The organism is Flintibacter muris (assembly GCF_943192995.1).
In the GTDB taxonomy this organism is placed as follows: Bacteria; Bacillota; Clostridia; order Oscillospirales; family Oscillospiraceae; genus Lawsonibacter; species Lawsonibacter muris.
Genome location: NZ_CALPCP010000013.1, coordinates 1 through 22,485, shown reverse-complemented (window position 1 = coordinate 22,485; position 22,485 = coordinate 1). Strand labels below are relative to the sequence as shown.

The window sequence follows — 22,485 nt, the reverse complement described above, 5'->3', positions numbered from 1 at the left end:
AGCTGCTGCGTGTCCGCATCTATGCTGCTTTTTATCCTGGGAAATCCTGATGTCTCTCAGGACTTCCTGGGACTATTTTTCCAACCGATTCACGTAACATTTTTCATCTGTCCAATACGGAAGGAGCGGTCGGTGGCCTGATTCTCCACCACCGCAATTTTATGTAACACAGCTTGAGGCAGCTCTTAGGAACTCTGTTTTGGGATGTAATGTATCAAGGGTGGTTTCACCAGACCACTACTATACGTTGACTGAGGTTCGTTTGTGGCAAAATGACACAGGCTGGAGGGACGGCGATCTACCAGCAGGAGAGGACCGAAGCGGGAGCGTCCGGGGATGACCTGGGCGCTCCGTTCTCTTTGTCAGCCCTCTCGAAGAACGCACTCACTCACCACCCGCAAGCGGGCGGCGGTACTGCCTGCGGCAGTCGTGCGCTCTCCGAGGGGCGGCCCGCCGGATGTCCCTTCCCTGCCCAGTATGGACAGGCCAGCAGACACCACCGGCGGCTTGTGCATCGGGCGGAGCTGCACCGATGCACAAGGGGCTTGGGGACCATCGGCCACCAACAAGCGGCACCGGGTATATACCGGGGCATTGCTTGCTGCTACTCCGCTTCTATAAAAGAGGGTTGAAAAGTGCTTATACTGATGGTATACTGGGCCAGTGCCAATTCGAAAAATCGGAATCTGTATTTTGGAAACTATGATTCATAATAGGAGGAAATAAATCATGTACACTTACAAAACAGAAATTTTGATGGTCGGAACCAAGTGGTTTTCCGACAAAGCAGACGCAAACGATATAGCAGTATTAGACCAGTTAATCAACGAAAGGGCTGCTGATGGATGGGAACTTGTGACATACGATTACATGGCGACATCAGTACAGATTAAAGGGGGATTTGTAATTACATTCAGAAAGCAGCAGTAACTCTAGCAGATGTATAAGACAGCTTCCAGTTTATCAGGGGGATTTCATCTTTATGGTGAAATCCCCCTTGACAATTGTTCTCTTGATATCCTATACACAGGCTTTGTGCAATGTTTATTTTTCAAACAAGGCCTGATTGATATAGAAATGCGTCACCCAACGACAACTTGAGATGAGTGACGCATTTTTAGCCTCTATATTTGGCTGTAGCGGCGTTCCTGTTCTCCCTATAGTGGGATAGAGAAACGCCGCATATACGCCGTATGCAGTTTTCATTTATTCTTTCTCAATGCTGTGTGCTGGTGTTTGGGCTTGCAGAGTTCCGGACGGCATATCAAGGTTCTTTCCCTCAAAAGTTGCAAATTGGTAGTAAATTCTGCTTAAAATCCTGCTTGTATCCCCATAAGTCGAGGTTTTTTGGAGATAATCAGCCATTTTCCGTTGGAAATTTCGGGGGAATAGAAACATTCCCTCTTGACATTTCGGCTTTATTGCGTTACACTTCAACGGTACAAAGCGTCAAAGCGACGTAAAGGAGAGGACTGTTCCATATGGCAATTAAGTTGATGATGCTGCTGGTGTTCTTTGGGGTTATGGTAGGCATTGGCCTGTACTGCCGAAAAAACGCCACTGACGTCAGCGGTTTTGTGCTGGGCGGACGGTCGGTGGGGCCCTGGCTCACCGCCTTTGCTTACGGCACGTCCTATTTCTCCGCTGTGGTCTTTGTGGGCTACGCCGGTCAGTTTGGCTGGAAGTATGGCATTGCCGCCACCTGGGCGGGCATTGGCAACGCGGTGCTGGGCTCTCTGCTGGCCTGGGTGGTGCTGGGCCGGCGTACCCGCATTATGACGCAGCACCTGGATTCGGCCACCATGCCCGAGTTCTTCGGCAAGCGGTTTGGCTCCACCTCGTTGAAAATTGCCGCCTCGGTGATTATCTTCATCTTCCTGATCCCCTACACCGCCAGCCTGTACAACGGCTTATCCCGGCTGTTTGGCATGGCCTTTGACATTGACTACTCCGTTTGTGTTATTGTAATGGCCATCCTTACTGGTGTCTACGTCATCGCCGGAGGCTATATGGCTACCGCCATTAACGACTTTATTCAGGGCATTATCATGCTCTTCGGCATCTCCGCCGTCATCTTCGCGGTGCTCCACAGTCAGGGCGGTTTTATGGTGGCTCTGACCAAGCTGGCTCAGGTGCCCACTGAAACCGCCTCCGGCCCTGTGGCCAGCGCTCCGGGTGTGTTTGCCTCCTTCTTTGGCCCTGATCCGGTGAATCTGCTGGGTGTGGTCCTTCTCACCTCCCTGGGTACCTGGGGCCTGCCCCAGATGGTGCAGAAATTTTACGCCATCAAGAGCGAGAAGTCCATCAACACCGGCACTGTAATCTCCACCCTCTTCGCCATGGTGGTGGCCGGGGGCGGCTACTTCCTGGGCGGCTTTGGACGGCTGTTCGCCGGCGTGGTGGGGGTCACCGAGGCGGGCACCCCAGTGGGCGGCTTTGACGCCGTGATCCCCGCCATGCTCTCCGGACTGCCTGACCTGCTGCTGGCCGTGGTGGTCATTCTGGTGCTGTCCGCCTCAATGTCCACTCTCAGCTCCCTGGTGCTCACCTCCAGTTCCACCCTCACCTTGGACCTGCTCAAGGGCCATGTGGTGAAAAAAATGGACGAAAAACAGCAGGTCTTCATCATGCGGTGTCTGATCGTGGTGTTTATCGCCATCTCGGTGGTGTTGGCTATTATCCAGTATAAGTCCACTGTCACCTTTATCGCCCAGCTGATGGGCGTGTCCTGGGGCGCTCTGGCCGGAGCCTTCCTGGCTCCCTTCCTTTACGGCCTGTACTGGAGAGGGACCACCAAAATCGCCTGCTGGTGCAGCTTTATCTTTTCCACTGCAGTCATGCTGGCTGATATCTCTCCCCTGAGCGCCAGCTTCCCCGCCCTGCTGGTCTCTCCCATCAACTGCGGCGCCTTCTGCATGATCGCCGGGCTGATTATTGTGCCGGTGGTGTCCCTCATCACTGCCAAGCCCAAAAAGGAACTGGTGGACAACGCCTTTTCCTGTTATGAGGAGAAGGTCACCGTCCGCAAGAGCCAGGCCCTGGGCGACCCTCAATAAAATTCCCCTCTTCCTCTTTTCAACCGGCGGAGCCTGTGGTATGCTGTACCATGGGCTTCGCCACTTTTACCCGGAAAGGAAGCGTGCTTCTATGATTTTCGATATCCACACCCACACCTTCCCCGACGAAATCGCCGGGGCCACCATAGAAAAGCTCCAGTCCATGTGCCACACGGCGGCTTTTTCTGACGGGACGGAAACAGGGCTGCGGGCCTCCATGGCCGTTGCCGGAATAGATGGCTGCCTGGTTCTCCCCGTGGCCACCAACGCCCGGCAGGTGGTCCATGTCAACGACGCCTCAGCCCGCCTCAACGACACCGGTCCGGACACCGGCCTGTGGTCCTTCGGCTGCATGCACCCGGATTTCGACGGCTGGAAGGGGGAGCTGGCACGGATTGCGGACCTGGGGATGAAGGGGGTTAAGCTCCACCCCATTTACCAGGGCATTGATTTTGATGACATCCGCTATCTGCGCATTCTGGACCGCTGCGGCGAGCTGGGGCTGGCCGTCCTCACCCATGCGGGCCGGGATATTGGCTTTCCCCTCCGGGACCACTGTACCCCGGAGATGACGCTGAATGCCCTGAAACAGGTGGGGCCGGTGCCCCTGATTCTGGCCCACATGGGGGGCTGGCGGGAGTGGGACCGGGTGGAGGCGCTGCTGCCCGACACCGGAGTCTATCTGGACACCGCCTTTGCCCTGGGCCGCATCTCCCCCCTGGGGGACGGCTACTACGGTCCCTCCGACCTGCCCCTGATGGAGGTGGAGCAGTTTGTCCGTATGGTGCGCAAGTTCCCAGGCCGGGTCCTCTTTGGCACCGACACCCCCTGGCGGGACCAAAAAGAGGGCGTTGCCCTCATTGAGGCGCTGCCCCTCACCCGGGAGGAGAAGGAGGGCATTTTAGGCGGCTATGCCCAAAAACTGCTGGGGCTTCCATGCGGAACATGAAAGCCTCCCTCCTTGAGGGAGGCGGCACGGCGAAGCCGTGACAGAGGGAGTTTTAGAGACTATCTTAAAAAAGGAGCGATACCATGTACATAGACCAAACCAAATATACCACCCGTCCCGCCGGCAACCGTATTCCTCAGGAATTCGCCATCTATGACCGGCTGGAGGAGCTGGACATCCCCTATGTCCGGGTGGACCACGACCACGCGGACACTATCGAGATCTGCCACCAGGTGGAACAGGTGCTGGGCTCCAAGATCTGCAAGAACCTGTTTTTGTGCAATAAGCAGCAGACCGATTTCTATCTGCTGATGATGCCGGGGGACAAGCCCTTTAAGACGAAATTTCTCTCCGCCCAGCTGGGCTGTACCCGGCTGTCCTTCGCCGATGACGGCCATATGCAAGATTACCTACAGACTGTCCCCGGCTCCGTGTCCGCGCTGGAGCTGCTGTTCGACAGATCACACCAGGTCCAGCTGGTCATTGACAAAGACCTGATGGCGAACGAATACATCAGCGGCCACCCGGGCATCTCCACCTCCACCCTCCAGCTCAAGCGGGAGGACCTTCTGAGCTTTGTGGAGTCCACCGGCCACCCGCCTGTCTATGTGGACCTGCCCGACCCCAGAAAGGAAGAACCATGATAGCGCGATTTTTGAACTACATGCGGGCCAAGGGCTGTCAGGTGGAGATGGAATCACCTCCTCCGCTGCCTCAATGGATTACCGGCCGATACCACAACCTTCCCCACCTGTGGCTCCAATTTGTAGGTACAGTCAGCGAGCTGTTCAGCCCTGACGAGACGGTCTGGTTCCTGTGCGCAGAGGACTACGACACCCGCCTGGACCACGCCTGGCGCTGGAATGAGTGGGAACAGCTCAGCCTGGAAAACGCACAGGGCGACCGGGAGTGGACCGGCCAGATTAAAGATTTTTGGGACCAGCATCTGCCCATTGTCCTGTCGGTGAGGGATGGCTATGCCTATTACGCCATCTCTATGGCGGACGGCTCGGTGGTGTACGGCCGCGGGCCTGAATTTGAGGCGTGCGAAACGGCTGCCGCCTCCTTTGCGGAATTTTTGGAGCGCATCATGGACGGGACCATACAAATCTGACAAAAAAGCACCGGCTTTCCAGGAAAGCCGGTGCTTTTTTTACGCCTTGCGCAAAATGCCCATGGGGGTGCATTCCTCCCCCTGGCCCAGGGGGTTGTCCCCAAGAGCCCGGGCCAGCCAGTCCATGGTGGGCTGTTTCTCGGAGAAGCCTAGGATGTTGGCCCCCAAATCGTTGATGTCCACAATGGCGACGGGATATCCAAGCGCCTGTGCCAGTCGCTTGGCCGTCCCCATGGGGTCGGCGGGGGTAAGGACCACGTAGTGGTCATAGGGCGGGATGGTGCCCTCGGTGGGGCCGTCAATGCCCCGGGCCTTGGGGCCGGCCACGTTGTAGAACCAGCCCTTTTTGCCCAATAGCTTGCCGATGACCGAGCAGAAGGCGGCGAATAAAATCCGCAGGGTGCCGCACTCCTGGAGGGCCATCTCCATAGTCTCCGGGATGCCCAGGCCGATACCGGCGGGGGTTTTGGTGACGTAGCGGCTCAGTGTGACGGCCAGCTTCCGGGGCTTGATGTCCTCCATAGGGATGGCCCGGCTCTGGGTACAGGCCACCGCCTTTTCGGAGATGAACAGAATGTCCCCCGCCTGCATTTTGTCCCTGGGGTACTTGTTTACCACGTCCACCATGTCGTCATCCTTGGTAATCAGGTGGGTTTTTACGGGGATGCGCAGATAATCCACGCCGTCTACGGCGCGGACCAGATTCTTGCCGGGATTGGCGCTGTAGTTTTCCATGGAGCAGGACTCCTCTCATTGGTTCAATCAAGTCTGGGTTATTATACCACTGTTGCGGCCCGGTTGCTACTTATTTTCCAAATTTAATAATTCGCCCAAAAGACAGCCCTTCTCCACCGCTGTAATTTGGATCTTCCGCAGCTGGTTGTGGAGGTTTTCTCCGCTGGGTACCCCCACCTTGCAGTACTGACGGGTGTGGCCCCACCACAGGCCGTCCCGCTCCTCCTCGAAGAGGACAATCACCTTGTCCCACTGCTCCAGATAGCTGTGCTCCATCCGCGCGGCCACCTCCGCCGCCTCCCGGGCCCGCTCCTCCTTGACAGCCTTTGGCACCTGGCCGGGCATGGAGGCCGCCGGGGTGCCGGGGCGCCTGGAGTAGGGGAAGATGTGCATGGAGGAAAAGGCGCACCGCTTGGCAAAGTCAATGGACTCACAAAACTCCTCGTCGGTCTCTCCGGGGAAGCCCACAATCATGTCGGCGGTGATGGCGGGAACGGGGGTTTGAAAATAGTCCCAGATCAGGCCCACGCTCTCCATAAATCGGGCGGTGTCGTACTTCCGGTTCATCCGTTTCAGAGTGGCATCGCACCCCGACTGGAGAGACAGGTGGAAGTGAGGGCACAGGTTGGGAAGGTTCACTGCCCGCTGGCAGAACGCCTCGGTGATGGTCCGGGGCTCCAGGGAGCCCAGCCGGATGCGGCAGTCCGGGGCGGCGGCGCACACCGCCTCAATCAGGTCGATGAGCTCCGGCTTTCCCTCTAAATCCAGGCCCCAGGAGGAAATCTCAATCCCGGTGAGGACCAACTCCTTGTAGCCCTCCGCCGCCAGACGTTCCGCCTCCGCTGCCGCACTTGCCAGGGGCAGGGAGCGGACTGGGCCCCGGGCGTAGGGGATAATGCAATAGGTGCAGAAGTTGACACAGCCGTCCTCCACCTTGAGCATGGCACGGGTACGGCCCTCCAGCCCCCCAGCGGGGAGGGGCTCAAAGACCCGGCGCTTCATCACGTCGTCCAGGGCGGTGATCTTTTCCTGGCGCTCCGCCCAGGCCTGCTCCACCAGCTCCACAAAGCCCAGGCGGTCCCCGGTGCCCGCCACCAGGTCCACGGGCAGGTCCGCCATGTCCGACTGGTGGGTCTGGGGGTAACAGCCGCACACCGCCACCAGAGCCTCCGGCGACCGCTTCCGGGCCTGCCGGATGGTCTGCCGGGATTTTTTGTCGCTCACCGCCGTGACAGTGCAGGTGTTGATGATGTAGACGTCCGCCTCCCCCTCGAAGGGGGCCAAGGTGTGGCCCCGCCCGGTGAACAGCTGCTCCAGGGCCTGGGTCTCGTACTGGTTCACCTTACAGCCCAGGGTGTAAAAAGCGACGGTCATGCGCCGTGCTCCGGAACCACGGCGAAGAAGGTCAAATCGCCGTCGCTGTCGTTGATAAGGCTGTGCTCATGGCCCTTGGGGCAGTAGTGGACCGACCCGGCGGACAGGGGCTCGTACTCGCCGTCGCACAGCACCTTGCCCGTGCCGGACAGGATGTAAATGATCTCGCTGCTGGTGTCGTGGGTGTGCAGGCCGATGGTGCAGCCGGGGGCCAGCAGGCCCTTCATGATCTTGTTGTCCCCGTCCACGTGCATCCGATTGACCACCTGGCCCTCGCCCCCCCGCATGTGGGGGATGACATTTTCCGGAAGCTGGTTGAAGTTAATTAACATATTGATTTCCTCCTTGTTTTTTATCTGCAAGACGGGTATTACCCGCCCCTACGCGTCCTCAAATTCGCATTCCTCCCAGCGGAGGCTGTAATGCTCGTTGTTGTAGCCCGGGTCCTCCAGGTCGCCGGTCAGCTCCGGGTGAACCACGCAGGTCTCGCACTCGCTGAGATGCAGGCCCACGCTGCGGGTGAAGACTGCGCCCAGAGCCTCAACGTAGATCATCTGGTTCAGGAGCGCCACCGCCCGCTGGGTCTCCCCCTGGGGGACGCCGGTGAGGCCGATATCCGGGCGACCGAATTTCCGCATCCCCCGGGTGTGGAACCAGAGGGTCCCGTCCTCACAGGGGGAGCTCAGGATCACCGCGTGCTCGCAGGGGCGGAACCGGGGACAAAGACCTGCTCCGTCCACCCCTTCCCGGAGTACAGCTCCAGGGTCTGCAAGTCCAGCACCGCCACGGCTCCAGTCTCCACCGCCGCCTGGACAAACCCCACAGCGCTGCGCAGGTAGTCCAGGGCACCGTCATTTTGGACCTCCCCCTGGAGGACCAGCCAGCTTTGGGCGGCCTTGGCCGCTTCATAGAGGGTGTGGTCCCGCTCCTCCAGGATTTTCCCCAGCGTGCCGCCCAGCAGTCGGTCTATGTACTCGCTGTGCTCCGGCCGCTGGAGACTGATCAGATTCAGCCCCAGGGGCATCTCCTCCACGTGGTGCCGGGAGCGGGAGACGTGCAGCTCCTCCGCCTCCCCCCCGATGGCGGCGTAGTACAAATAGGGCCGGCGGCCCGTGTCCTGGTAGTAGGGGCGCTCAAGATTCGGTTCCATAGTACCCCTCCGTTTTCCCCCTTTTTACCGGAAAGCCCAGCCGCTCCAGCGTGGGGGACAGGGCATCCAGGAGGGGATCGCCAAAGATCCAAATCTCCTGCCGCCAGGGGTGGCCCAGCCAGCCCCACTTTAAATCCCGCTGGACAAAAAAGTAGTAGTCCCCGTCGGGATAGAGGTCGGGGAAATAGGCGTTGTAGCGTCCAAGGTGCTCGTCCTCCACCCAGTGCGTGTGTTCTGTAACCGGCAGGCGGGGGTCGTAGCGGAAGCCGCTGTGCTGCCAGTCCAGGGCGTACATCCAGCCGTCCTCCCCCAGACAGCGGGAAAATGCCTGGGGGACCTCCGCAAACAGCTGATCCAGCTGCTCCGCTGAGGCACAGGCCAGGTCCAAAACCAGATAGGGCGCCGAAATCTGAAAGGGCAGGACGTGTTTCCGAATGCTGGGCTCGAACGCCAGCCCCTCATAGATCCGGTCCCAAATGGCCCGGACCTCCGGCTCCTCCAAGATGGTATAAAAGGTTTCCACGCTGTTACGCCTCCTTCTTTGTCAATTCCGTCACAATGTCCTGGGCAAAATCAGAGACTTCCTCGTGTTCCGAAGCGGCAAGGGCGGCAAATATGGGCAGGTCGGCCGTCAGCTTGTCCCGCAGCTGGCGGGGCCAGAGGGCGTCCGAGCTGAACCGCCCGGTGCAGACGGCAAAGCCCAGGAAAATGTCCAGCAGCTCCACCTTTAGCTTGTCGTCCGCCTCTTGCAGGGCGAGTATCAGGAAGTCATAGGCGGGCAGGGCGGCGGAGGACACATAGGCGTGCTGGTGGCACAGACCTGCCCACAGGTCGCTGGCGGCCTGCATGGCCTTGTTCCAGTTCCCGGAGAACAGTTTTTCCAGGGAGTGGGGCACGCTGGGGGTCTGTCCGCACTGGAAATGGGGGATATCCTGGGCGGCGTTTCCGTAGGCGGTCTCATACCGGTACCAGTCCACCGCCCCGATCAGCCGCTTCGCAACATCCCGCTTCACATCATAGTCCCCGCCGGGGGAGAGGGGCGGCAGGGCGCGCCATTCCGCTTTACTGATGGGCTCTGTCTGGTCAAAGACGTTGGACTTTTTGCCGCAGTCGCTGTCTCCCCAGGAGAACCAGATGTCCCTCGCGTCCTCCGGCGGGGTGTAGTCCTCCTGATGGCCGACGATCCGCCACTCCCCCTCGCTCTTCCGGTCGAAAAGGCGGTAGGTGTCCAGCGGTGTCACCAGAAGCCGTTTTGCCGCGAGGATGTCCGCCTCGGTGATGACCGGCTGGTCGGAGGCGCAATCGAAAATTTCCACGATGTGGAAGATCACCTTCGCCATGATCCGCCCGAAGCGGTAGGTGCGGTGGCCGTACCGGAAGCAGAAAATATCCCCGATCTTGATGTACCGCAGCATGGTCCGCGGCTTCTTCTCCCAGCCCCAGAGCGTTATCATGAGGACTCCTCCCCGGCAGGCAGCGGCCCGGTGAACTCACATCTGCTGCCGTTCCAAAATTCGTCGGCGTAGTCGAAAATGTGATCTCCCGTATTGCCGTCCCCCCAGAAAAGCAGCTGGTCGTGGTCGAAGACAAATTCACAGCCGTCCTCCGGGGCCTCATACTCATATTCCAGCTCGGAAATGAAGGAAAACACCGCGATATCGTCCTTTACATCATCCAGATTGATTTGAATCTCGCGAATGAAGTCCTGCTCCGACCGGGCGTTGTGGAGGTCGGCCAGAGTTTTCACCACGCCGTGTTCGGTTTCGCTCCCCACCCCGCCGGGGCCGAACACCGGGAGCATGGCCTCCAGCGAAGTCTCGTAGAGGGTCCGGATGTGTCCGGTGACAAAGCCCAGGGTGTTTTTCAGCAGCTCCTCCCGACCCTCCTGGAAGCCAATCGCACGCAAAATCGCTTGGGAGCGCCCGGAATACGGGCCGTTCCACTTCAAATTGATCCGCACAAGGTACTTTTCAAACCGCTCGTATTTTTCGTGGCGCATGATGGCCAGGTGCTTCTGGAATGTTGCTTCATCATAGGGATAGATCATATCGGTTCCTCCAAATCTCCGGGCAGCAGCTCCATGAGCTGCTCCTTGGTGGGCTCCTCCAGCTGGGACACCCGGTCGGCCTGGCGGGCCACCGCCTGTTCGAAGAGGTTGCGCACGTCCCGGGCATTGCCGAAGTTCTCGTCCCGCTCCTCGTAGAGCTCCTGGAGGTCTTTTTCCATAAACTTCTCCCCCTCCTCTGACAGGGTGTAGCCGTTGGCCCCGCACATGGAGCGGAAAATCTCCATCAGCTGTTTTCCGTCGTAGTCCTCGAAGAAGAAGTACTTGTTGAACCGGGACTCCAGCCCCGGATTGGAGTGGATAAATTGCTCCATCCGGTCGGTGTAGCCCGCCACAATAACGATCAGATCGTCCCGGTGGTCCTCCATGTTCTTCAAAATGACCTCAATGGCCTCGTGGCCGAAGTCGTTGGCGCTGTCGGCGTTGACCAGGGCGTAGGCCTCGTCGATAAACAGCACCCCGCCAATGGCCTTCTGTACCGCCTCCTGGGCCTTCAGAGCAGTCTGGCCCACAAACCCGGCCACCAGCCCGGAGCGGTCCACCTCCACCAGCTGGCCCTTGGACAGCACGCCTACAACGTGGTAAATCTTGGCCAGCAGACGGGCCACCGTGGTCTTGCCAGTGCCCGGATTGCCCATAAAGACCAGATGCAGAGACATAGGCGGCACGGGCAGGCCGGCCTCCTCCCGGAGCTTGCGCACCTTGACCAGGTTGATGAGGCTTTTTACATCCTTTTTCACCTTGTCCAGGCCGCACAGGGCGTCCAGCTGGGCCAGCAGCTCGTCCAGGGTGGGCTCGGGCTCGGCGGGGGAGGGCTTCTCCTGCTTGGCGGGGACCGCCTCCTCCTTTACGGCGGGGGCGGCGGGCTGGCCGGACCTGGGGGTTACAAACTGGTCCACCCGGATGGCGGGGCGGTTGGCACGCAGGCCGTCCTTGTCGCACAGCTCCAGCAGGGCGTCATTGCAGGCATTGACAAAGCCCGCCTCGCTCTCGCTGACCACCCCGTCCACTGCGGCAAAGAGGAGCAGAAGGAGGGTCAGCTGGTCGGCAAACCTCCGGGCCAGGGCGGTGCCCGACCTCCGGTCGTATTGCCGCAGGTCCTGGAAAAAGGCGGGGGGCTGGAACAGGTCAAAGTTGGCCACCCCGGAGGCCACCTCCCAGTACAGGGCGGAGGGCACCGGGTTGCCGGGGGTCCAGATGGCGTTGTAGAACTCCACGTGCCGGGGGGTGATGGAGCTGGCGTTGTCCGCCTGCCACACCCCCAGGACGTACTGGCGGATGTAGCCGTCCACCTGGCGGCTGAAGGTCAGGCGCAGGGAGGGGTCTGGGATAAGCTTGCGAAAGGCGGCAGCAGCCTCGGTGTACTGCTTGTGAACCTCACTGGCGGTGATGGCGGTAGACATGGCGGAACATCTCCTACATTTTGGTGATACTATTATAGTGAAAAGGGGACGGAAGGTCAAGTAGGGGACAAATTCCGGCCCTGACACAAGATGTTGGGAGCGGGTGGAGGAGATTGACATAAAATCGTGAATTTTTTGTTATTTCCACCGGAACTTGTTGACGGGAAGGAAAAATACCTGTAAAATAGAAAACATCTTATCTTTTGAAACAGTCTTTTTACGGAAACTTGGAGGAAATAACCATGGCAGACAAAACAACTCTCCCGCCCAGCGGCAGCGGCGACAGCGGTGAGCGCCGTACAGTGCCTCCCCGCAGCACCGGCGGTTATGATGAGCGCCCCACCCAGCAGATTCACAGCGGCTCCAGTTACGGGGAGCGGCCCCAGAGCACTCGGACCGGCGGCTATGGGACCCAGCCCCAGTCCACCCGCAGCACCGGCGAACGGCCCCCATCCCGCAGCACCTCCCCTTACGGGGAGCGGTCCCAGAGCTCCCGCAGTGCCGGGGGCTATGGAGAGCGCCGCCCCGCGGCGCCCCGCAGCGCGGGAAGCTCCAGCGGACGGCAGTCCTCCCCCCGGCGGGCCGACGTGATCCGCTGTGAGAACTGCGGTGAGGACTACTCTGTCACCTACAAGCGATGTCCCTTCTGTGACGAGCGGCCCGGACGGGGCGGGGTTGCCGGCAAGCGGGTGGCCAACACCCGGGGCGGCGGCTACGGCAGGCCGGTCAACCCCATCCAGATTGCCGGACTGGTGGTGTCCCTGGCCCTGATCGCCAGCGCGCTGTTCATTGTGTTCCGCTTTGTGGGCGCGCCCATCTTTGGCGGCAGGAAGCCAAACAACTCCAGCCAGAGCAATTCAAGCAGCCAGAGCAGCAGTCAGAGCCAGAAGGGCAGTCAGAGCAGTGTGAGTTCCGGGAACAACTCTATCGTTGTTCCCCCGGCCCTCCAGTCGATTTCGCTGAACAACAATGACGCCACCGTGAATAACGGCGCAACTCTCCAGATGACAGCCGACCTGCTCCCCGTAGGGGCTGTGGGGGATGTGACCTGGACCAGCAGCGACGTGACAGCGGCCACCGTGGACTCCACCGGCCTGGTGACCAACGTGAATACAGGCAGTTCTGACGTCAAGGTCACCATTACCGCCACCTGCGGTGATGTGAGCGCGGAGACCTCCCTGACCTGTAAGGGCAAGGGCGGCGGCACCGCCGCTGTGGGCTCCAGAGGCAGGATTGTCAACGCGGAGAAGGGGCTGAACATCCGCTCCGGTCCTGGCAAGGAGCATCCCGTTGTGGCCAGCGCCCAAAACGGCGCCTCTATCACCATCCTGGGCGAGGAGAACGGCTACTACAAGATCAATTACTCCGGCGATAACATTGGCTATGTGTCCAAGGACTACGTCTCTGTGGGATAAAAAACAGGTCCGCTTCCCGGCCGGGAAGCGGACCTTGTTATTCTTGTTCTGGCTGGGTGGGACTCTCATCTTCGGGGGAGGAGAGCTCCCGCATACGATCCAGCACCATCTTGTATCCTCCGGAGCCGTAACGCAGTTCAGTGTTTACCCGTGTGATGGTGGAACTGCTGGTGGATATCTCGGCGCGGATGGACTCATAGGTCTTTCCCTCGGAGAGCATGCGGGCCACCTGGAGGCGCTGAGCAAAGGCGGACAGCTCCTGCACGGTGAGCAGATCGCCAAAAAAGAGGTAGCATTCATCCACGTCCCGCAGGGACAAAATGGCGTGAAACAGCGCGTCGATGGAATCGTTGGGGTCGTTGCGAATACGAGGCATGGGGAATAACCCTCCTTGCTCAAATAACTGAAAGCTCGACCACCCCAGGGGGGTCCAGTATGACCGGGCCGCCGATATAAGCGGATACCACTTCACCTTTACGTCGCACTACGGCGGCCTCCACCGTGCCGGCGGGCTGAACATAGGACCGGACAAAGGGGCCGTCAGGGGCGTTTTGACTCTGGGCGACAGCGGCGGCCAGAGAGCCTGAGCCGCAGCTGCCCTCCCACACCAGTGTGCCCGCTGCGGGGACCTTGACCAGCGGAGTCATGGTCCCACTGGCGCGGTCCAGAAAAATCACGCCGTAGGCCTCTAGGCCTGAGATATCCGCAAAAAGAGGTTCGGCCCTTTGGAAAAACTCCAGGCTGGGGGGGACATCTTCCACAACCAGGTGGGCAATGCCCGTTAAATCCACCACAGTGCCGGGGCGGTCCCCTATCTGGACGGGGCGTACCTCCCGGGGCAGAGGCATTTCGGCCTGGGCGGCATGGCGGGACCAGTGGATTTTGACTGTGACAGGCCGGACACAGCCGCTGACCTCCACCTGAACCTGGTCCGCCCCGCCCTGCCTGCTGGCCAGCAGCATGCCAAAGGCCCGGGCGGCGTTGCCGCAGAATTCGCCTCCGGCCATCTCCAGCCGGCCTGCGGTGTCGTGGAGAGGAGAGCAGACAAACCCCACCTGCTCCACATCAGATCCGTGCAGGGCCATGAGCCGGGCGGCGAGGGCCGCCCGGTCCCCTTTGGGGACCGGGTCCAGAACGAAAAGGGTGATATTGCCCGCCGGGTCGGCGCGCAAAACCTTGAGCTTCACAGCTTACTGGAAGTCGGGGATGTATTCCTTGACGATATCCAGCAGCTCACCGCTGCGGATCATCTTCTCTACCTCCAGGATGTCAGGCCAGATCTCCCGGTCGATCTCGTAGAAGTCTACCTTCTCACGGACGTGCTTGAGAATGGCCTCATGGACGGGGGCGATACCCTGGCCGTGGGTGCCCAGACGGCGGCGGACGTCAATGGCCTGGCAGGCGGTGAGCAGCTCGTCGGCCAGCACGGAGAAGGTGTTCTGGACGATCATCCCTGCCTTGCGGCCGGCGGTGGTGCCCATGGACACGATGTCCTCCTGGTTGGCGGAGGAGGGGATGGAATCCACGCTGGCGGGGTGGGCCAGCACCTTGTTTTCCGACACCATGGAGGCGGCGGAGTACTGCACGATCATGAAGCCGGAGTTGACGCCGGGCTTGGTGGTGAGGAAGGGGGTCAGGCCGTTGGACAAAGCGGCGTTGACCATCCGCTCGGTGCGCCGCTCGGAGATGTTGGCAATCTCAGAGCAGGCGATTCCCAGGGTGTCGAAGGGGATGGCCATGGGCTCACCGTGGAAATTGCCGCCGGAGATGACCGCCTCGTCCTCCAGGAAGATGAGGGGGTTGTCGGTGACGGCGTTGAGCTCGATCTCCACCTTGTCCCGGACATAGTCCAGGGCGTCACGGACGGCGCCGTGGATCTGGGGGATGCACCGCAGGGCGTAGGCATCCTGTACCCGGTCGGTCTGGCAGTTGTCCAGAATCTCGGAACCGGCCAGCAGCTTGCGCATATTCTCGGCCACCAGCATCTGACCCTTCTGGCCGCGCACCTGATGGATGCGGGGGTCGAAGGCGTTGCGCAGGCCGGTAAGGGCCTCAAAGTCCATGGAACCGATCACATCGCCCAACTGGGCGGCGCAGATGGTGTCGTACAGGGCCAGGGAGCCCACGCTGGTCATGGCGCAGGTGCCGTTGGTCATGCCCAGGCCCTCTTTGCACACCAGGGTGTCCAGAGTGGCAATGCCCGCCTTGGACATGGCCTCGCCGCCGTCCATCAACTGGCCCTGGTAGTAGGCCTGGCCCTTGCCCAGCAGGGGGAGGGTCATGTGGGCCAGAGGGGCCAGGTCGCCGGAGGAGCCCAGAGAGCCCTTCTGGGGCACCCAGGGGTGGACGCCCTTGTTGAGCATCTCAATCATCATCTCCACCAGGACGGGGCGCACGCCGGACACGCCGCCGCACAGGGCGTTGGCCCGCAGCAGGAGCATGCCCCGGACTACCTCCTCGGCGTAGGGCTCGCCTGCGCCGGTGCAGTGGCTCAAAATCAGGTTGGTGGACAGCTGGTTGCTCATCTCCTCGGGGACGGCAACCTTTTGGAAGTCGCCAAAGCCGGTGGTGATGCCGTAGGCCACCCGGCCTTCGTCGGCGATCTTCTCGGCCAGAGCCCGGGACTTCTTCATGGCCTCCAGGGCGGAGCCGGCCAGCTCCACGGTGGCATTGTACCGGGCCACGGCCACAAAGCTCTCCAGATTCAGGCTGTGGCCGTCTAAGACGACATGCTTGGTGGCGGAAGGATTCATAATCATGGGGAATTACCTCACTTTATTTATATTTTCCGGCGGGTTAAACGCCGGGAGTGTCCAAAATACAGGGGCGGCCCCCAAAAGGGAGGGGTCCCTCTGAGGGCCGCGGGCGGTTAAATACCCTTGCTCTTGCGGGAAAAACCCTTGGAGCGGGGGGCGTCGTTAAGCTGGCGAATAGGAACGCCAGGGTGCTTTTCACGGGCCAGGATCAGAATATCCTGGGTGTCCTGACGGGTGAAGAAGAAGCGTTTGCTGGCGCTGCCGCGCCCTAAATGGAGCGCGATCAGCTCCGGATGGTTGCGGTCCTCGACCACAATGGCGTTGATCTCCTCCCAGGGCCAGAAGTTGTAGTTGGTGGTGATCCTCATCTGATAGAAAATCTCCAGCCCCCGCTGGGTCACCGCCACGTCCTTTTTTGTCAGCAGGGTGAGGGCATAGAGTGCGCTGAAAATCAGGGCGATCTTGAAGGGGGTGAAGATGCCGCCCACCAGCAGAAGCACTACCATGGCCCAGCAGCTGTAAGTAACGTGGGGCTTCCGGGGTTTCAGCTCCCGGGGGGTGTAGATGGGGCCGCTCAGGCCGGCCCAGGGGAGAGATGTTTTGCTCACAGGCAAATTCCTTTCTGACTTAAAAGAGACGGATCAGGCGTTGATCTTGGGGGCCTTGCCGGCGGCGCGGCGGGCTTCCAGAGCTTTCAGGGCCTTCTCGTGGGCCTCGGCGGGAGCCTTGGCGGGCTTGCCGGCCTTGGTCTTGCCCAGCAGGTTGGTGTAGGAGCCGTCAGCCCAGAAGATGTTGCGGCCCATAAAGGCGGTAATGGCGGCGTAAATGGGATTGAGCAGGTTTACGAAGGCGAAGGGGAAGTAGACGAAGGGGGACATGCCCAGGGTGGTCTGCTGGTAAGCGCCGCAGCCGGTCCAGGGGAACATGACGGCCCACAAGGTGCCGCAGTCCTCCAGCGTGCGGGACATCATGTTCCGGCCCAGGCCCAGCTCGTCGTACTTCTCTACGTACAGAGGAGCGGGGACGCCGATGCCCAGGAACTGGTCGCACATGGTGGCGTCGCAGAACAGGGAAGTGGCCATGGTGGCGAACACCAGGCTGCCTACAGAGTTCAGGTGCTTCTTGAGGCCGCCAAACAGGGTCTCGGTGCAGCCGCAGCGCTCCAGGGCGCCGCCGTAGGCCACGGCCAGGAGGATCAGGTTGATGGTCCACATGGTGTGGTCCATGCCGCCCCGGGTGAGCAGACTGGAGGCCAGCTCATTGCTGGACTCGAATTCAAAACCGTAATGCAGGATGCTGAAGATCTCGGCCAGGCTCTCCACGCCCTGGAAAACGATGGTGAACAGCACGCCGGTGCCCACGGACAGGGCGATGCCTACCAGGCCGGGCAGACGCATGATGCACGCGCCGATAACCACCAGGATGGGCAACAGCAGGACGGGGCTCATATTGAAGCCCTCCTTCAAAGCGGCCTGGAGCTCGGTGGCCAAAGTGGGGTCATAGTTGCCGCCGCCAGTGACAAAGCCGATGATGGCGTACAGGACGATAGCGATCACAAAGGTGGGGGCGGTGGAGGACACCATGGCGGTCACGTGGTCGAACAGGCCGGTTTCAGACACGGCGGCGGCCAGGTTGGTGGTGTCGGACAGGGGGGAGAACTTGTCGCCCACATAGGCGCCGGAGATGACCATACCGGCGGTGATGGCTGGATTGATGCCCAGGCCGGCGCCGATGCCCAGCATGGCAATACCCATGGTAGCGGTGGCGGTCCAGGAGGAGCCGCAGGCCAGGCCCACGATGGCGCACAGGACGCAGCCAATGGGCAGGAACAGCTGGGGGGTGAGGAGGTTCAGACCGTAGTAGATCAGAGCGGGGATGGTGCCCGACATGATGAAGGAGGCGACCAGCAGGCCCACGGTGCACAGAATCAGGATGGCCTCCATGGTGGCGTTGAGCCGGTCGATCATACCGGCCAGCATGTCGGAGAAGCTGTGGCCGCAGAAGCAGCCCACGGCGCAGGCCACCACGATGGACACAGCCAGCGGCATGTGCGCGTCGTAATACAGCTCGTTGGTGAAGTTCAGGCCGTAGATCATCAGGCCCATCATCACGGCGATGGGGAGCAGCGCCTCAACTACGTTGGGCAGCCGCACGTTGCGGGTTTTTTCGTTACTTGCCATAGAATGTACCCCTCTTTCTTAAATATGTTTCCTCTTCCGATTTTCGCGACTCCGCCAGATCCCCTTTTCCAGGAGGATGGTTTTCCTGGAAAAAGGGCCCCTCTCCAACAGGAGCCCCGACACGAATGTATCATAGCACACTCAATGGTTAAAATCAACAAAAAAGTTGTCTCCACGAAAAAGTTGGTTGTGCATTATTAAAATCTACTGCTAATGCGGCGGTGCATTAGCGCTCTGCTGTTAAAAAGAACCCTTGGGAGAGAAGGACTTTGAGGGATGCGGGAGGGCGAAGTTAAAAAAAGTGGGGAGAGAGGCTGTTTTTCTTTCGAAAAAAATAAATTTGTCCTGATGTGAGAAAAAAATGTGGTTTACGGAATTGGCTTTGTACGCTATAATGATGACAGTCAAAATTTGAGGCACGCCTCAAGACCGAATACAAAATCAATAAGAAAGCAGGAGGTCCACCAAGATGAGCATCAAATCTGATATCGAGATCGCCCAGGAGCATTCCGCCAAGCGCATTACCGAAATTGCCGCAGCCGCCGGCATTGACGAGAAGTACCTGGAGATGTACGGCAACTACAAGGCCAAGATCGACTACAAGCTGCTCAACGAAACCACAGCTCCCGACGGCAAGCTGATCCTGGTCACCGCCATCACCCCCACCCCCGCCGGCGAGGGCAAGACCACCACCTCGGTGGGCCTGGCTGACGGCCTGCGCAAGATCGGCAAGAAGGCCACTGTGGCCCTGCGTGAGCCCTCCCTGGGCCCCGTGTTCGGCGTGAAGGGTGGTGCGGCCGGCGGCGGCTACGCCCAGGTGGTGCCCATGGAGGACATCAACCTGCACTTTACCGGCGACTTCCACGCTATTGGCGCGGCCAACAACCTGATGGCTGCTATGCTGGACAACCACATCCAGCAGGGCAACGCCCTGGGCATTGACGTCAAGCAGATCACCTGGAAGCGGGCGGTGGACATGAACGACCGCCAGCTGCGCCACATTATCAACGGCCTGGGCGGCAAGATGCAGGGCGTGCCCCGTGAGGACGGCTTTGAGATCACTGTGGCCAGCGAGATTATGGCGGTGCTGTGCCTGTCCTCCTCCATCACCGACCTGAAAGAGCGGCTGGGCAAGATGATCGTGGCCTATACTTACGACGGCAAGCCCGTTACCGCCCACGACCTGAAGGCCGAGGGAGCCATGGCCGCCCTGCTCAAGGACGCCATGAAGCCCAACCTGGTGCAGACCCTGGAGGGCGCTCCCGCCTTTATCCACGGCGGCCCCTTTGCCAACATTGCCCACGGCTGCAACTCCGTCATGGCCACCCGCATGGCCCTGAAAATGGGTGACTACGCCGTGACCGAGGCCGGCTTTGCCGCCGACCTGGGCGCTGAGAAGTTTATCGACATCAAGTGCCGCAAGGCCGGGCTCAAGCCTTCCGCCGTTGTGATTGTGGCCACCGTCCGGGCTCTGAAGTACCATGGCGGCGTGCCCAAGCCCGAGCTGAACAACGAGAACCTGGAGGCTCTGGAGAAGGGTCTGCCCAACCTGCTCCAGCACGTGGACAACGTGAAGAACGTCTACGGCCTGCCCTGCGTGGTGGCCATCAACGCCTTCCCCACTGACACCAAGGCTGAGCTGGACCTGGTGGAGAAGAAGTGCAATGAGCTGGGCGTCAACGTGGCCCTCAGCGAGGTTTGGGCCAAGGGCGGCGAGGGCGGCAAGGCCCTGGCCGAGGAGGTTGTCCGGCTGTGCGAGCAGCCCAACCAGTTCTCCTTCGTCTACGACGAGAAGGCCTCTATCGAGGAGAAGCTGAACACCATTGTCACCCGGGTGTACCACGGCGACAAGGTGGTGCTCACCACCAACGCCAAGAAGCAGGCCCAGCAGCTCACCGACCTGGGCTTTGGTGATCTGCCCATCTGCATGGCCAAGACCCAGTACTCCTTCTCCGACAACGCCGCCCTGCTGGGCGCCCCCAAGGGCTTTGAGGTCACCGTCCGCAACCTGAAGGTGTGCGCCGGCGCCGGCTTTATCGTGGCCCTCACCGGCGACATCATGACCATGCCCGGCCTGCCCAAGGTGCCCGCCGCCGAGCGCATTGATATCGACGAGAACGGCGTGATTTCCGGACTGTTCTAAGACAAAAAAGCCTCCCTCGCTGAGGGAGGTGGCACGCGAAGCCGTGACGGAGGAAGTCCATCCGAAAAGAAGGCAGCCTAAGACCGCCCCCCAGTCAGCCTGCGGCTGACAGCTCCCCCACAAAGGGGAGAGCCTGGTTGGAACTGCGGAAGAATAAATAAATTTTGAATGGGATATGCTTGTGTCGTTCTGTGATACAGATGTGAGAAACTCCTGCGCTGGTACCTGCCCCATGGGCGCGATTTCCCGGGGCTAATGACCAAAAAACAACGCCGGTTTTACCGGCGCTGTTTTTTTGCGCTCAAAACAGGCAATGTTCTTCCACATATCTCTCGTTTATTTCAAATGCTGTTGCCCGCCAAGCTGTGCTTTTGTATTGACGAAAGTAGGGACATGTGATATCATGACACCGACTTTTCTAATTTTCTGCGGTAAAACCACAGAAACAAATTGGAATGACACCAAAACGGCGCTTTCCGGTGAGGAGTTGTCTCTCCATGCCGGAACTCGCCGCGGCGGCTATGGCCGGAAAGCGGGCTATATGGAGGGCGGGCTTATGGACTATTCAGGGGAACTTTTAAAACGGACTGGAGATGAAGCTCCGCTGATCTGGGAACGGGAGCGGCACAGCGGTATGCGGAGTGTTCAGAATCTGGAGGCCGTTATCAATGAGGGCCTTCGCGTCGCCCTGCTGGAGGAAACGCCCGACCAGTCCCTGGAGGTGCTGCTGGAGCACTTGGGAAAAGCGTTGAATGGGGAACGGACCTACATATTTGAGCAGAATGAGTCGGGCGGCGACGATAACACCTATGAGTGGGCGGCTGACGGGGTGGAGCCGGAAAAGGAATATCTCCAAAATGTTCCCCCGGAGGTATGTGCAAGCTGGTACCGGAAGTTCCGGGTCGGCAAGCATATCGTAATTGAGCGCCTGGAGGATATCCGGGAAACGGAGCCGCTTCAGTATGAAAATCTGAAGCGGCAGGATGTTCATGCCCTTGTGGTGGTTCCCCTTTATGACGGCAAACGGATCATTGGCTTTTACGGCGTGGACAATCCCCCTGTGCGGTCGCTGGAATACGCGTCCAATATGCTCCAGACCGCGGCGTATTTTATCGTATCCTCCCTGAAGCGGCGGAATCTGTTCCGGGAGCTGCAAAAGCGGAGCTATAACGTGCTCCATGCCCTCAGCGTGGACTATCTGGGCATCTATCAGGTGAACTTCGATACCGGCGAATGCGAGGTCTACCGGAGCAGTGAACAGACGGGGATTGATTGGGCCGCCCAGTTTAAGGACGGCTACCAGACGGCGGTGGAGCGGTATATTTCCCAATATGTGGTTCCCAGGGACCGGGAGCGGCTCCGCGCCGTGACAAAGAAGGACTATGTGCTTGCTCAGCTCAGAACAAAGAAAAAGTTCTCCGTTCGATACCAGGTGAACGACAGCTGTTCCGGGCTGAAGCACATGGAGCTTCATTTTTCCGCCACAGAGAAGACGGCTCAGGAGAACTGCGCGATCTTTGCCCAGCGGGACATCAATGCCGTGGTGGAGCAGGAGGAAAAATACAAGCTGGAGGCGCGGCAGAGCCTGGAGGACATTCTGGAGGGCGCCAGAACCGGCATCTGGACCATTGAGCTGGAAGAGGGCTGCCAGCCAAGGATGTACCCGGACCGCACGATGCGGATTCTCCTGGGTGCACCGGATGAGATCGATCCGGAGGAGTGCTACCGGATCTGGTTTGAAAATATTGAGCCGGACTATGTGGATATGGTGCAGGACGCGGTACTGCAAATTTTGGAAACCGGACGGGGCGAGGTAATCTATCCCTGGAAGCATCCGGAGCTGGGGAAAATTTATGTCCGCTGCGGCGGCGTGCCAGATAAAACGTTTAAAAAACCGGGTGCCTGCCTGCACGGCTACCACCAGGACATCACAGAGACCATGGTGGCGCGGAAGAAACAGGAGCAGTCCATCATGGAGCTGCTGGAACGGGTAAGACGGGCAAATTCTGCAAAGAGTGAATTTCTCTCCCATATGTCCCACGATCTCCGTACGCCGATCAATGGAATTTTAGGGAACCGCTGATTAAAGGCCCGTCAAACGCAATATGCAATCGAAATTGGGGGTAAAAATCCAAGTATAGGCCC

The 22,485-nt window shown here is 59.8% G+C and carries 23 protein-coding genes; 8 read left to right on the top strand and 15 right to left on the bottom strand.

Going from position 1 to position 22,485, the window contains the following annotated elements:
- Positions 1 to 362: 362 nt before the first annotated feature.
- Positions 363 to 515, bottom strand: a complete 153-nt coding sequence (locus NFS22_RS11670; protein ID WP_251317932.1) for a hypothetical protein — start codon at positions 513 to 515, stop codon at positions 363 to 365.
- Between the two features lie 214 nt (positions 516 to 729).
- Between NFS22_RS11670 and NFS22_RS11665 the strand changes: the two genes are divergently transcribed.
- From NFS22_RS11665 to NFS22_RS11645, 5 genes are all read left to right on the top strand, one after another.
- Positions 730 to 930 carry a DUF4177 domain-containing protein gene (locus NFS22_RS11665; protein WP_251317931.1) on the top strand — a complete coding sequence of 67 codons (201 nt, stop codon included), beginning with the start codon at positions 730 to 732 and terminating at the stop codon, positions 928 to 930.
- Between the two features lie 551 nt (positions 931 to 1,481).
- Entirely contained in the window at positions 1,482 to 3,056 is a 1,575-nt protein-coding gene (locus NFS22_RS11660; protein WP_251317930.1) for a sodium:solute symporter family protein, read from the top strand.
- Positions 3,057 to 3,147: 91 nt separating this feature from the next.
- A complete protein-coding gene (locus tag NFS22_RS11655; protein ID WP_251317929.1) occupies positions 3,148 to 4,005 on the top strand; it encodes an amidohydrolase family protein in 858 nt (285 codons plus the stop codon).
- An 83-nt stretch (positions 4,006 to 4,088) separates the two neighbouring features.
- The gene (locus NFS22_RS11650; RefSeq protein WP_251317928.1) at positions 4,089 to 4,649 is read left to right on the top strand and encodes a prolyl-tRNA synthetase associated domain-containing protein; all 561 of its coding nucleotides are present in this window, start codon (positions 4,089 to 4,091) and stop codon (positions 4,647 to 4,649) included.
- Positions 4,646 to 5,119 carry an SMI1/KNR4 family protein gene (locus tag NFS22_RS11645; RefSeq protein ID WP_251317927.1) on the top strand — a complete coding sequence of 158 codons (474 nt, stop codon included), beginning with the start codon at positions 4,646 to 4,648 and terminating at the stop codon, positions 5,117 to 5,119. Before NFS22_RS11650 ends, NFS22_RS11645 begins: the two co-directional genes overlap by 4 nt.
- A gap of 39 nt (positions 5,120 to 5,158) precedes the next feature.
- Here the strand turns inward: NFS22_RS11645 and NFS22_RS11640 are convergent, their stop codons facing one another.
- The 9 genes from NFS22_RS11640 to NFS22_RS11600 form a co-directional block, all read right to left on the bottom strand.
- Positions 5,159 to 5,854 carry a coenzyme F420-0:L-glutamate ligase gene (locus NFS22_RS11640; protein WP_251317926.1) on the bottom strand — a complete coding sequence of 232 codons (696 nt, stop codon included), beginning with the start codon at positions 5,852 to 5,854 and terminating at the stop codon, positions 5,159 to 5,161.
- A 66-nt stretch (positions 5,855 to 5,920) separates the two neighbouring features.
- A complete protein-coding gene (gene mtaB, locus NFS22_RS11635) occupies positions 5,921 to 7,228 on the bottom strand; it encodes a tRNA (N(6)-L-threonylcarbamoyladenosine(37)-C(2))-methylthiotransferase MtaB (protein ID WP_251317925.1) in 1,308 nt (435 codons plus the stop codon).
- Positions 7,225 to 7,560 carry a cupin domain-containing protein gene (locus NFS22_RS11630; RefSeq protein WP_251317924.1) on the bottom strand — a complete coding sequence of 112 codons (336 nt, stop codon included), beginning with the start codon at positions 7,558 to 7,560 and terminating at the stop codon, positions 7,225 to 7,227. Before NFS22_RS11630 ends, mtaB begins: the two co-directional genes overlap by 4 nt.
- Positions 7,561 to 7,608: 48 nt before the next feature.
- A complete protein-coding gene (locus tag NFS22_RS11625) occupies positions 7,609 to 7,920 on the bottom strand; it encodes a hypothetical protein (protein ID WP_251317923.1) in 312 nt (103 codons plus the stop codon).
- The gene (locus tag NFS22_RS11620; protein WP_251317922.1) at positions 7,917 to 8,378 is read right to left on the bottom strand and encodes a hypothetical protein; all 462 of its coding nucleotides are present in this window, start codon (positions 8,376 to 8,378) and stop codon (positions 7,917 to 7,919) included. Before NFS22_RS11620 ends, NFS22_RS11625 begins: the two co-directional genes overlap by 4 nt.
- Complete coding sequence (locus NFS22_RS11615; protein ID WP_251317921.1) at positions 8,362 to 8,901, bottom strand: DUF2716 domain-containing protein; 540 nt, start codon at positions 8,899 to 8,901, stop codon at positions 8,362 to 8,364. Before NFS22_RS11615 ends, NFS22_RS11620 begins: the two co-directional genes overlap by 17 nt.
- A 4-nt stretch (positions 8,902 to 8,905) precedes the next feature.
- A complete protein-coding gene (locus NFS22_RS11610) occupies positions 8,906 to 9,832 on the bottom strand; it encodes an Imm26 family immunity protein (protein WP_251317920.1) in 927 nt (308 codons plus the stop codon).
- The gene (locus NFS22_RS11605) at positions 9,829 to 10,425 is read right to left on the bottom strand and encodes a hypothetical protein (RefSeq protein WP_251317919.1); all 597 of its coding nucleotides are present in this window, start codon (positions 10,423 to 10,425) and stop codon (positions 9,829 to 9,831) included. The genes NFS22_RS11610 and NFS22_RS11605 overlap by 4 nt, the downstream gene beginning before the upstream one ends.
- Positions 10,422 to 11,846, bottom strand: coding sequence for an AAA family ATPase (locus NFS22_RS11600; protein ID WP_251317918.1), 1,425 nt, complete (start codon positions 11,844 to 11,846; stop codon positions 10,422 to 10,424). The genes NFS22_RS11605 and NFS22_RS11600 overlap by 4 nt, the downstream gene beginning before the upstream one ends.
- 242 nt (positions 11,847 to 12,088) lie before the next feature.
- Between NFS22_RS11600 and NFS22_RS11595 the strand changes: the two genes are divergently transcribed.
- On the top strand, positions 12,089 to 13,261 hold the full coding sequence (locus tag NFS22_RS11595) for an SH3 domain-containing protein (protein ID WP_251317917.1): 1,173 nt from the start codon (positions 12,089 to 12,091) through the stop codon (positions 13,259 to 13,261).
- 37 nt (positions 13,262 to 13,298) lie between these two features.
- On the opposite strand, the gene NFS22_RS11590 is transcribed toward NFS22_RS11595, so the two are convergent.
- From NFS22_RS11590 to nhaC, 5 genes are all read right to left on the bottom strand, one after another.
- Positions 13,299 to 13,637: a YerC/YecD family TrpR-related protein gene (locus NFS22_RS11590; protein ID WP_251317916.1), complete on the bottom strand. Its 339-nt coding sequence runs from the start codon at positions 13,635 to 13,637 to the stop codon at positions 13,299 to 13,301.
- Between the two features lie 19 nt (positions 13,638 to 13,656).
- Positions 13,657 to 14,448 carry a histidine racemase CntK family protein gene (locus NFS22_RS11585; RefSeq protein WP_251317915.1) on the bottom strand — a complete coding sequence of 264 codons (792 nt, stop codon included), beginning with the start codon at positions 14,446 to 14,448 and terminating at the stop codon, positions 13,657 to 13,659.
- Positions 14,449 to 14,451: 3 nt separating this feature from the next.
- Positions 14,452 to 16,020 carry a histidine ammonia-lyase gene (gene hutH, locus NFS22_RS11580; protein ID WP_251317914.1) on the bottom strand — a complete coding sequence of 523 codons (1,569 nt, stop codon included), beginning with the start codon at positions 16,018 to 16,020 and terminating at the stop codon, positions 14,452 to 14,454.
- 110 nt (positions 16,021 to 16,130) lie between these two features.
- Positions 16,131 to 16,625 (bottom strand): hypothetical protein, encoded by a 495-nt coding sequence (locus NFS22_RS11575; protein WP_251317913.1) that lies wholly within the window; start codon positions 16,623 to 16,625, stop codon positions 16,131 to 16,133.
- A gap of 33 nt (positions 16,626 to 16,658) precedes the next feature.
- On the bottom strand, positions 16,659 to 18,197 hold the full coding sequence (gene nhaC, locus NFS22_RS11570) for a Na+/H+ antiporter NhaC (RefSeq protein WP_251317912.1): 1,539 nt from the start codon (positions 18,195 to 18,197) through the stop codon (positions 16,659 to 16,661).
- Positions 18,198 to 18,666: 469 nt separating this feature from the next.
- Between nhaC and NFS22_RS11565 the strand changes: the two genes are divergently transcribed.
- Together NFS22_RS11565 and NFS22_RS11560 are read left to right on the top strand one after the other, a co-directional pair.
- Positions 18,667 to 20,340 (top strand): formate--tetrahydrofolate ligase, encoded by a 1,674-nt coding sequence (locus NFS22_RS11565; RefSeq protein ID WP_251317911.1) that lies wholly within the window; start codon positions 18,667 to 18,669, stop codon positions 20,338 to 20,340.
- A gap of 556 nt (positions 20,341 to 20,896) precedes the next feature.
- A complete protein-coding gene (locus NFS22_RS11560; RefSeq protein WP_251317910.1) occupies positions 20,897 to 22,423 on the top strand; it encodes a GAF domain-containing protein in 1,527 nt (508 codons plus the stop codon).
- Positions 22,424 to 22,485: the final 62 nt, after the last annotated feature.

What these genes read in the sequence shown, in the direction of transcription:
- NFS22_RS11670 (WP_251317932.1), bottom strand. Translation starts at nt 515, where the DNA reads ATGCACAAGCCGCCGGTGGTGTCTGCTGGCCTGTCCATACTGGGCAGG.
- NFS22_RS11665 (WP_251317931.1), top strand. Translation starts at nt 730, where the DNA reads ATGTACACTTACAAAACAGAAATTTTGATGGTCGGAACCAAGTGGTTT.
- NFS22_RS11660 (WP_251317930.1), top strand. Translation starts at nt 1,482, where the DNA reads ATGGCAATTAAGTTGATGATGCTGCTGGTGTTCTTTGGGGTTATGGTA.
- NFS22_RS11655 (WP_251317929.1), top strand. Translation starts at nt 3,148, where the DNA reads ATGATTTTCGATATCCACACCCACACCTTCCCCGACGAAATCGCCGGG.
- NFS22_RS11650 (WP_251317928.1), top strand. Translation starts at nt 4,089, where the DNA reads ATGTACATAGACCAAACCAAATATACCACCCGTCCCGCCGGCAACCGT.
- NFS22_RS11645 (WP_251317927.1), top strand. Translation starts at nt 4,646, where the DNA reads ATGATAGCGCGATTTTTGAACTACATGCGGGCCAAGGGCTGTCAGGTG.
- NFS22_RS11640 (WP_251317926.1), bottom strand. Translation starts at nt 5,854, where the DNA reads ATGGAAAACTACAGCGCCAATCCCGGCAAGAATCTGGTCCGCGCCGTA.
- mtaB (WP_251317925.1), bottom strand. Translation starts at nt 7,228, where the DNA reads ATGACCGTCGCTTTTTACACCCTGGGCTGTAAGGTGAACCAGTACGAG.
- NFS22_RS11630 (WP_251317924.1), bottom strand. Translation starts at nt 7,560, where the DNA reads ATGTTAATTAACTTCAACCAGCTTCCGGAAAATGTCATCCCCCACATG.
- NFS22_RS11620 (WP_251317922.1), bottom strand. Translation starts at nt 8,378, where the DNA reads ATGGAACCGAATCTTGAGCGCCCCTACTACCAGGACACGGGCCGCCGG.
- NFS22_RS11610 (WP_251317920.1), bottom strand. Translation starts at nt 9,832, where the DNA reads ATGATAACGCTCTGGGGCTGGGAGAAGAAGCCGCGGACCATGCTGCGG.
- NFS22_RS11605 (WP_251317919.1), bottom strand. Translation starts at nt 10,425, where the DNA reads ATGATCTATCCCTATGATGAAGCAACATTCCAGAAGCACCTGGCCATC.
- NFS22_RS11600 (WP_251317918.1), bottom strand. Translation starts at nt 11,846, where the DNA reads ATGTCTACCGCCATCACCGCCAGTGAGGTTCACAAGCAGTACACCGAG.
- NFS22_RS11595 (WP_251317917.1), top strand. Translation starts at nt 12,089, where the DNA reads ATGGCAGACAAAACAACTCTCCCGCCCAGCGGCAGCGGCGACAGCGGT.
- NFS22_RS11590 (WP_251317916.1), bottom strand. Translation starts at nt 13,637, where the DNA reads ATGCCTCGTATTCGCAACGACCCCAACGATTCCATCGACGCGCTGTTT.
- hutH (WP_251317914.1), bottom strand. Translation starts at nt 16,020, where the DNA reads ATGATTATGAATCCTTCCGCCACCAAGCATGTCGTCTTAGACGGCCAC.
- nhaC (WP_251317912.1), bottom strand. Translation starts at nt 18,197, where the DNA reads ATGGCAAGTAACGAAAAAACCCGCAACGTGCGGCTGCCCAACGTAGTT.
- NFS22_RS11565 (WP_251317911.1), top strand. Translation starts at nt 18,667, where the DNA reads ATGAGCATCAAATCTGATATCGAGATCGCCCAGGAGCATTCCGCCAAG.
- NFS22_RS11560 (WP_251317910.1), top strand. Translation starts at nt 20,897, where the DNA reads ATGGACTATTCAGGGGAACTTTTAAAACGGACTGGAGATGAAGCTCCG.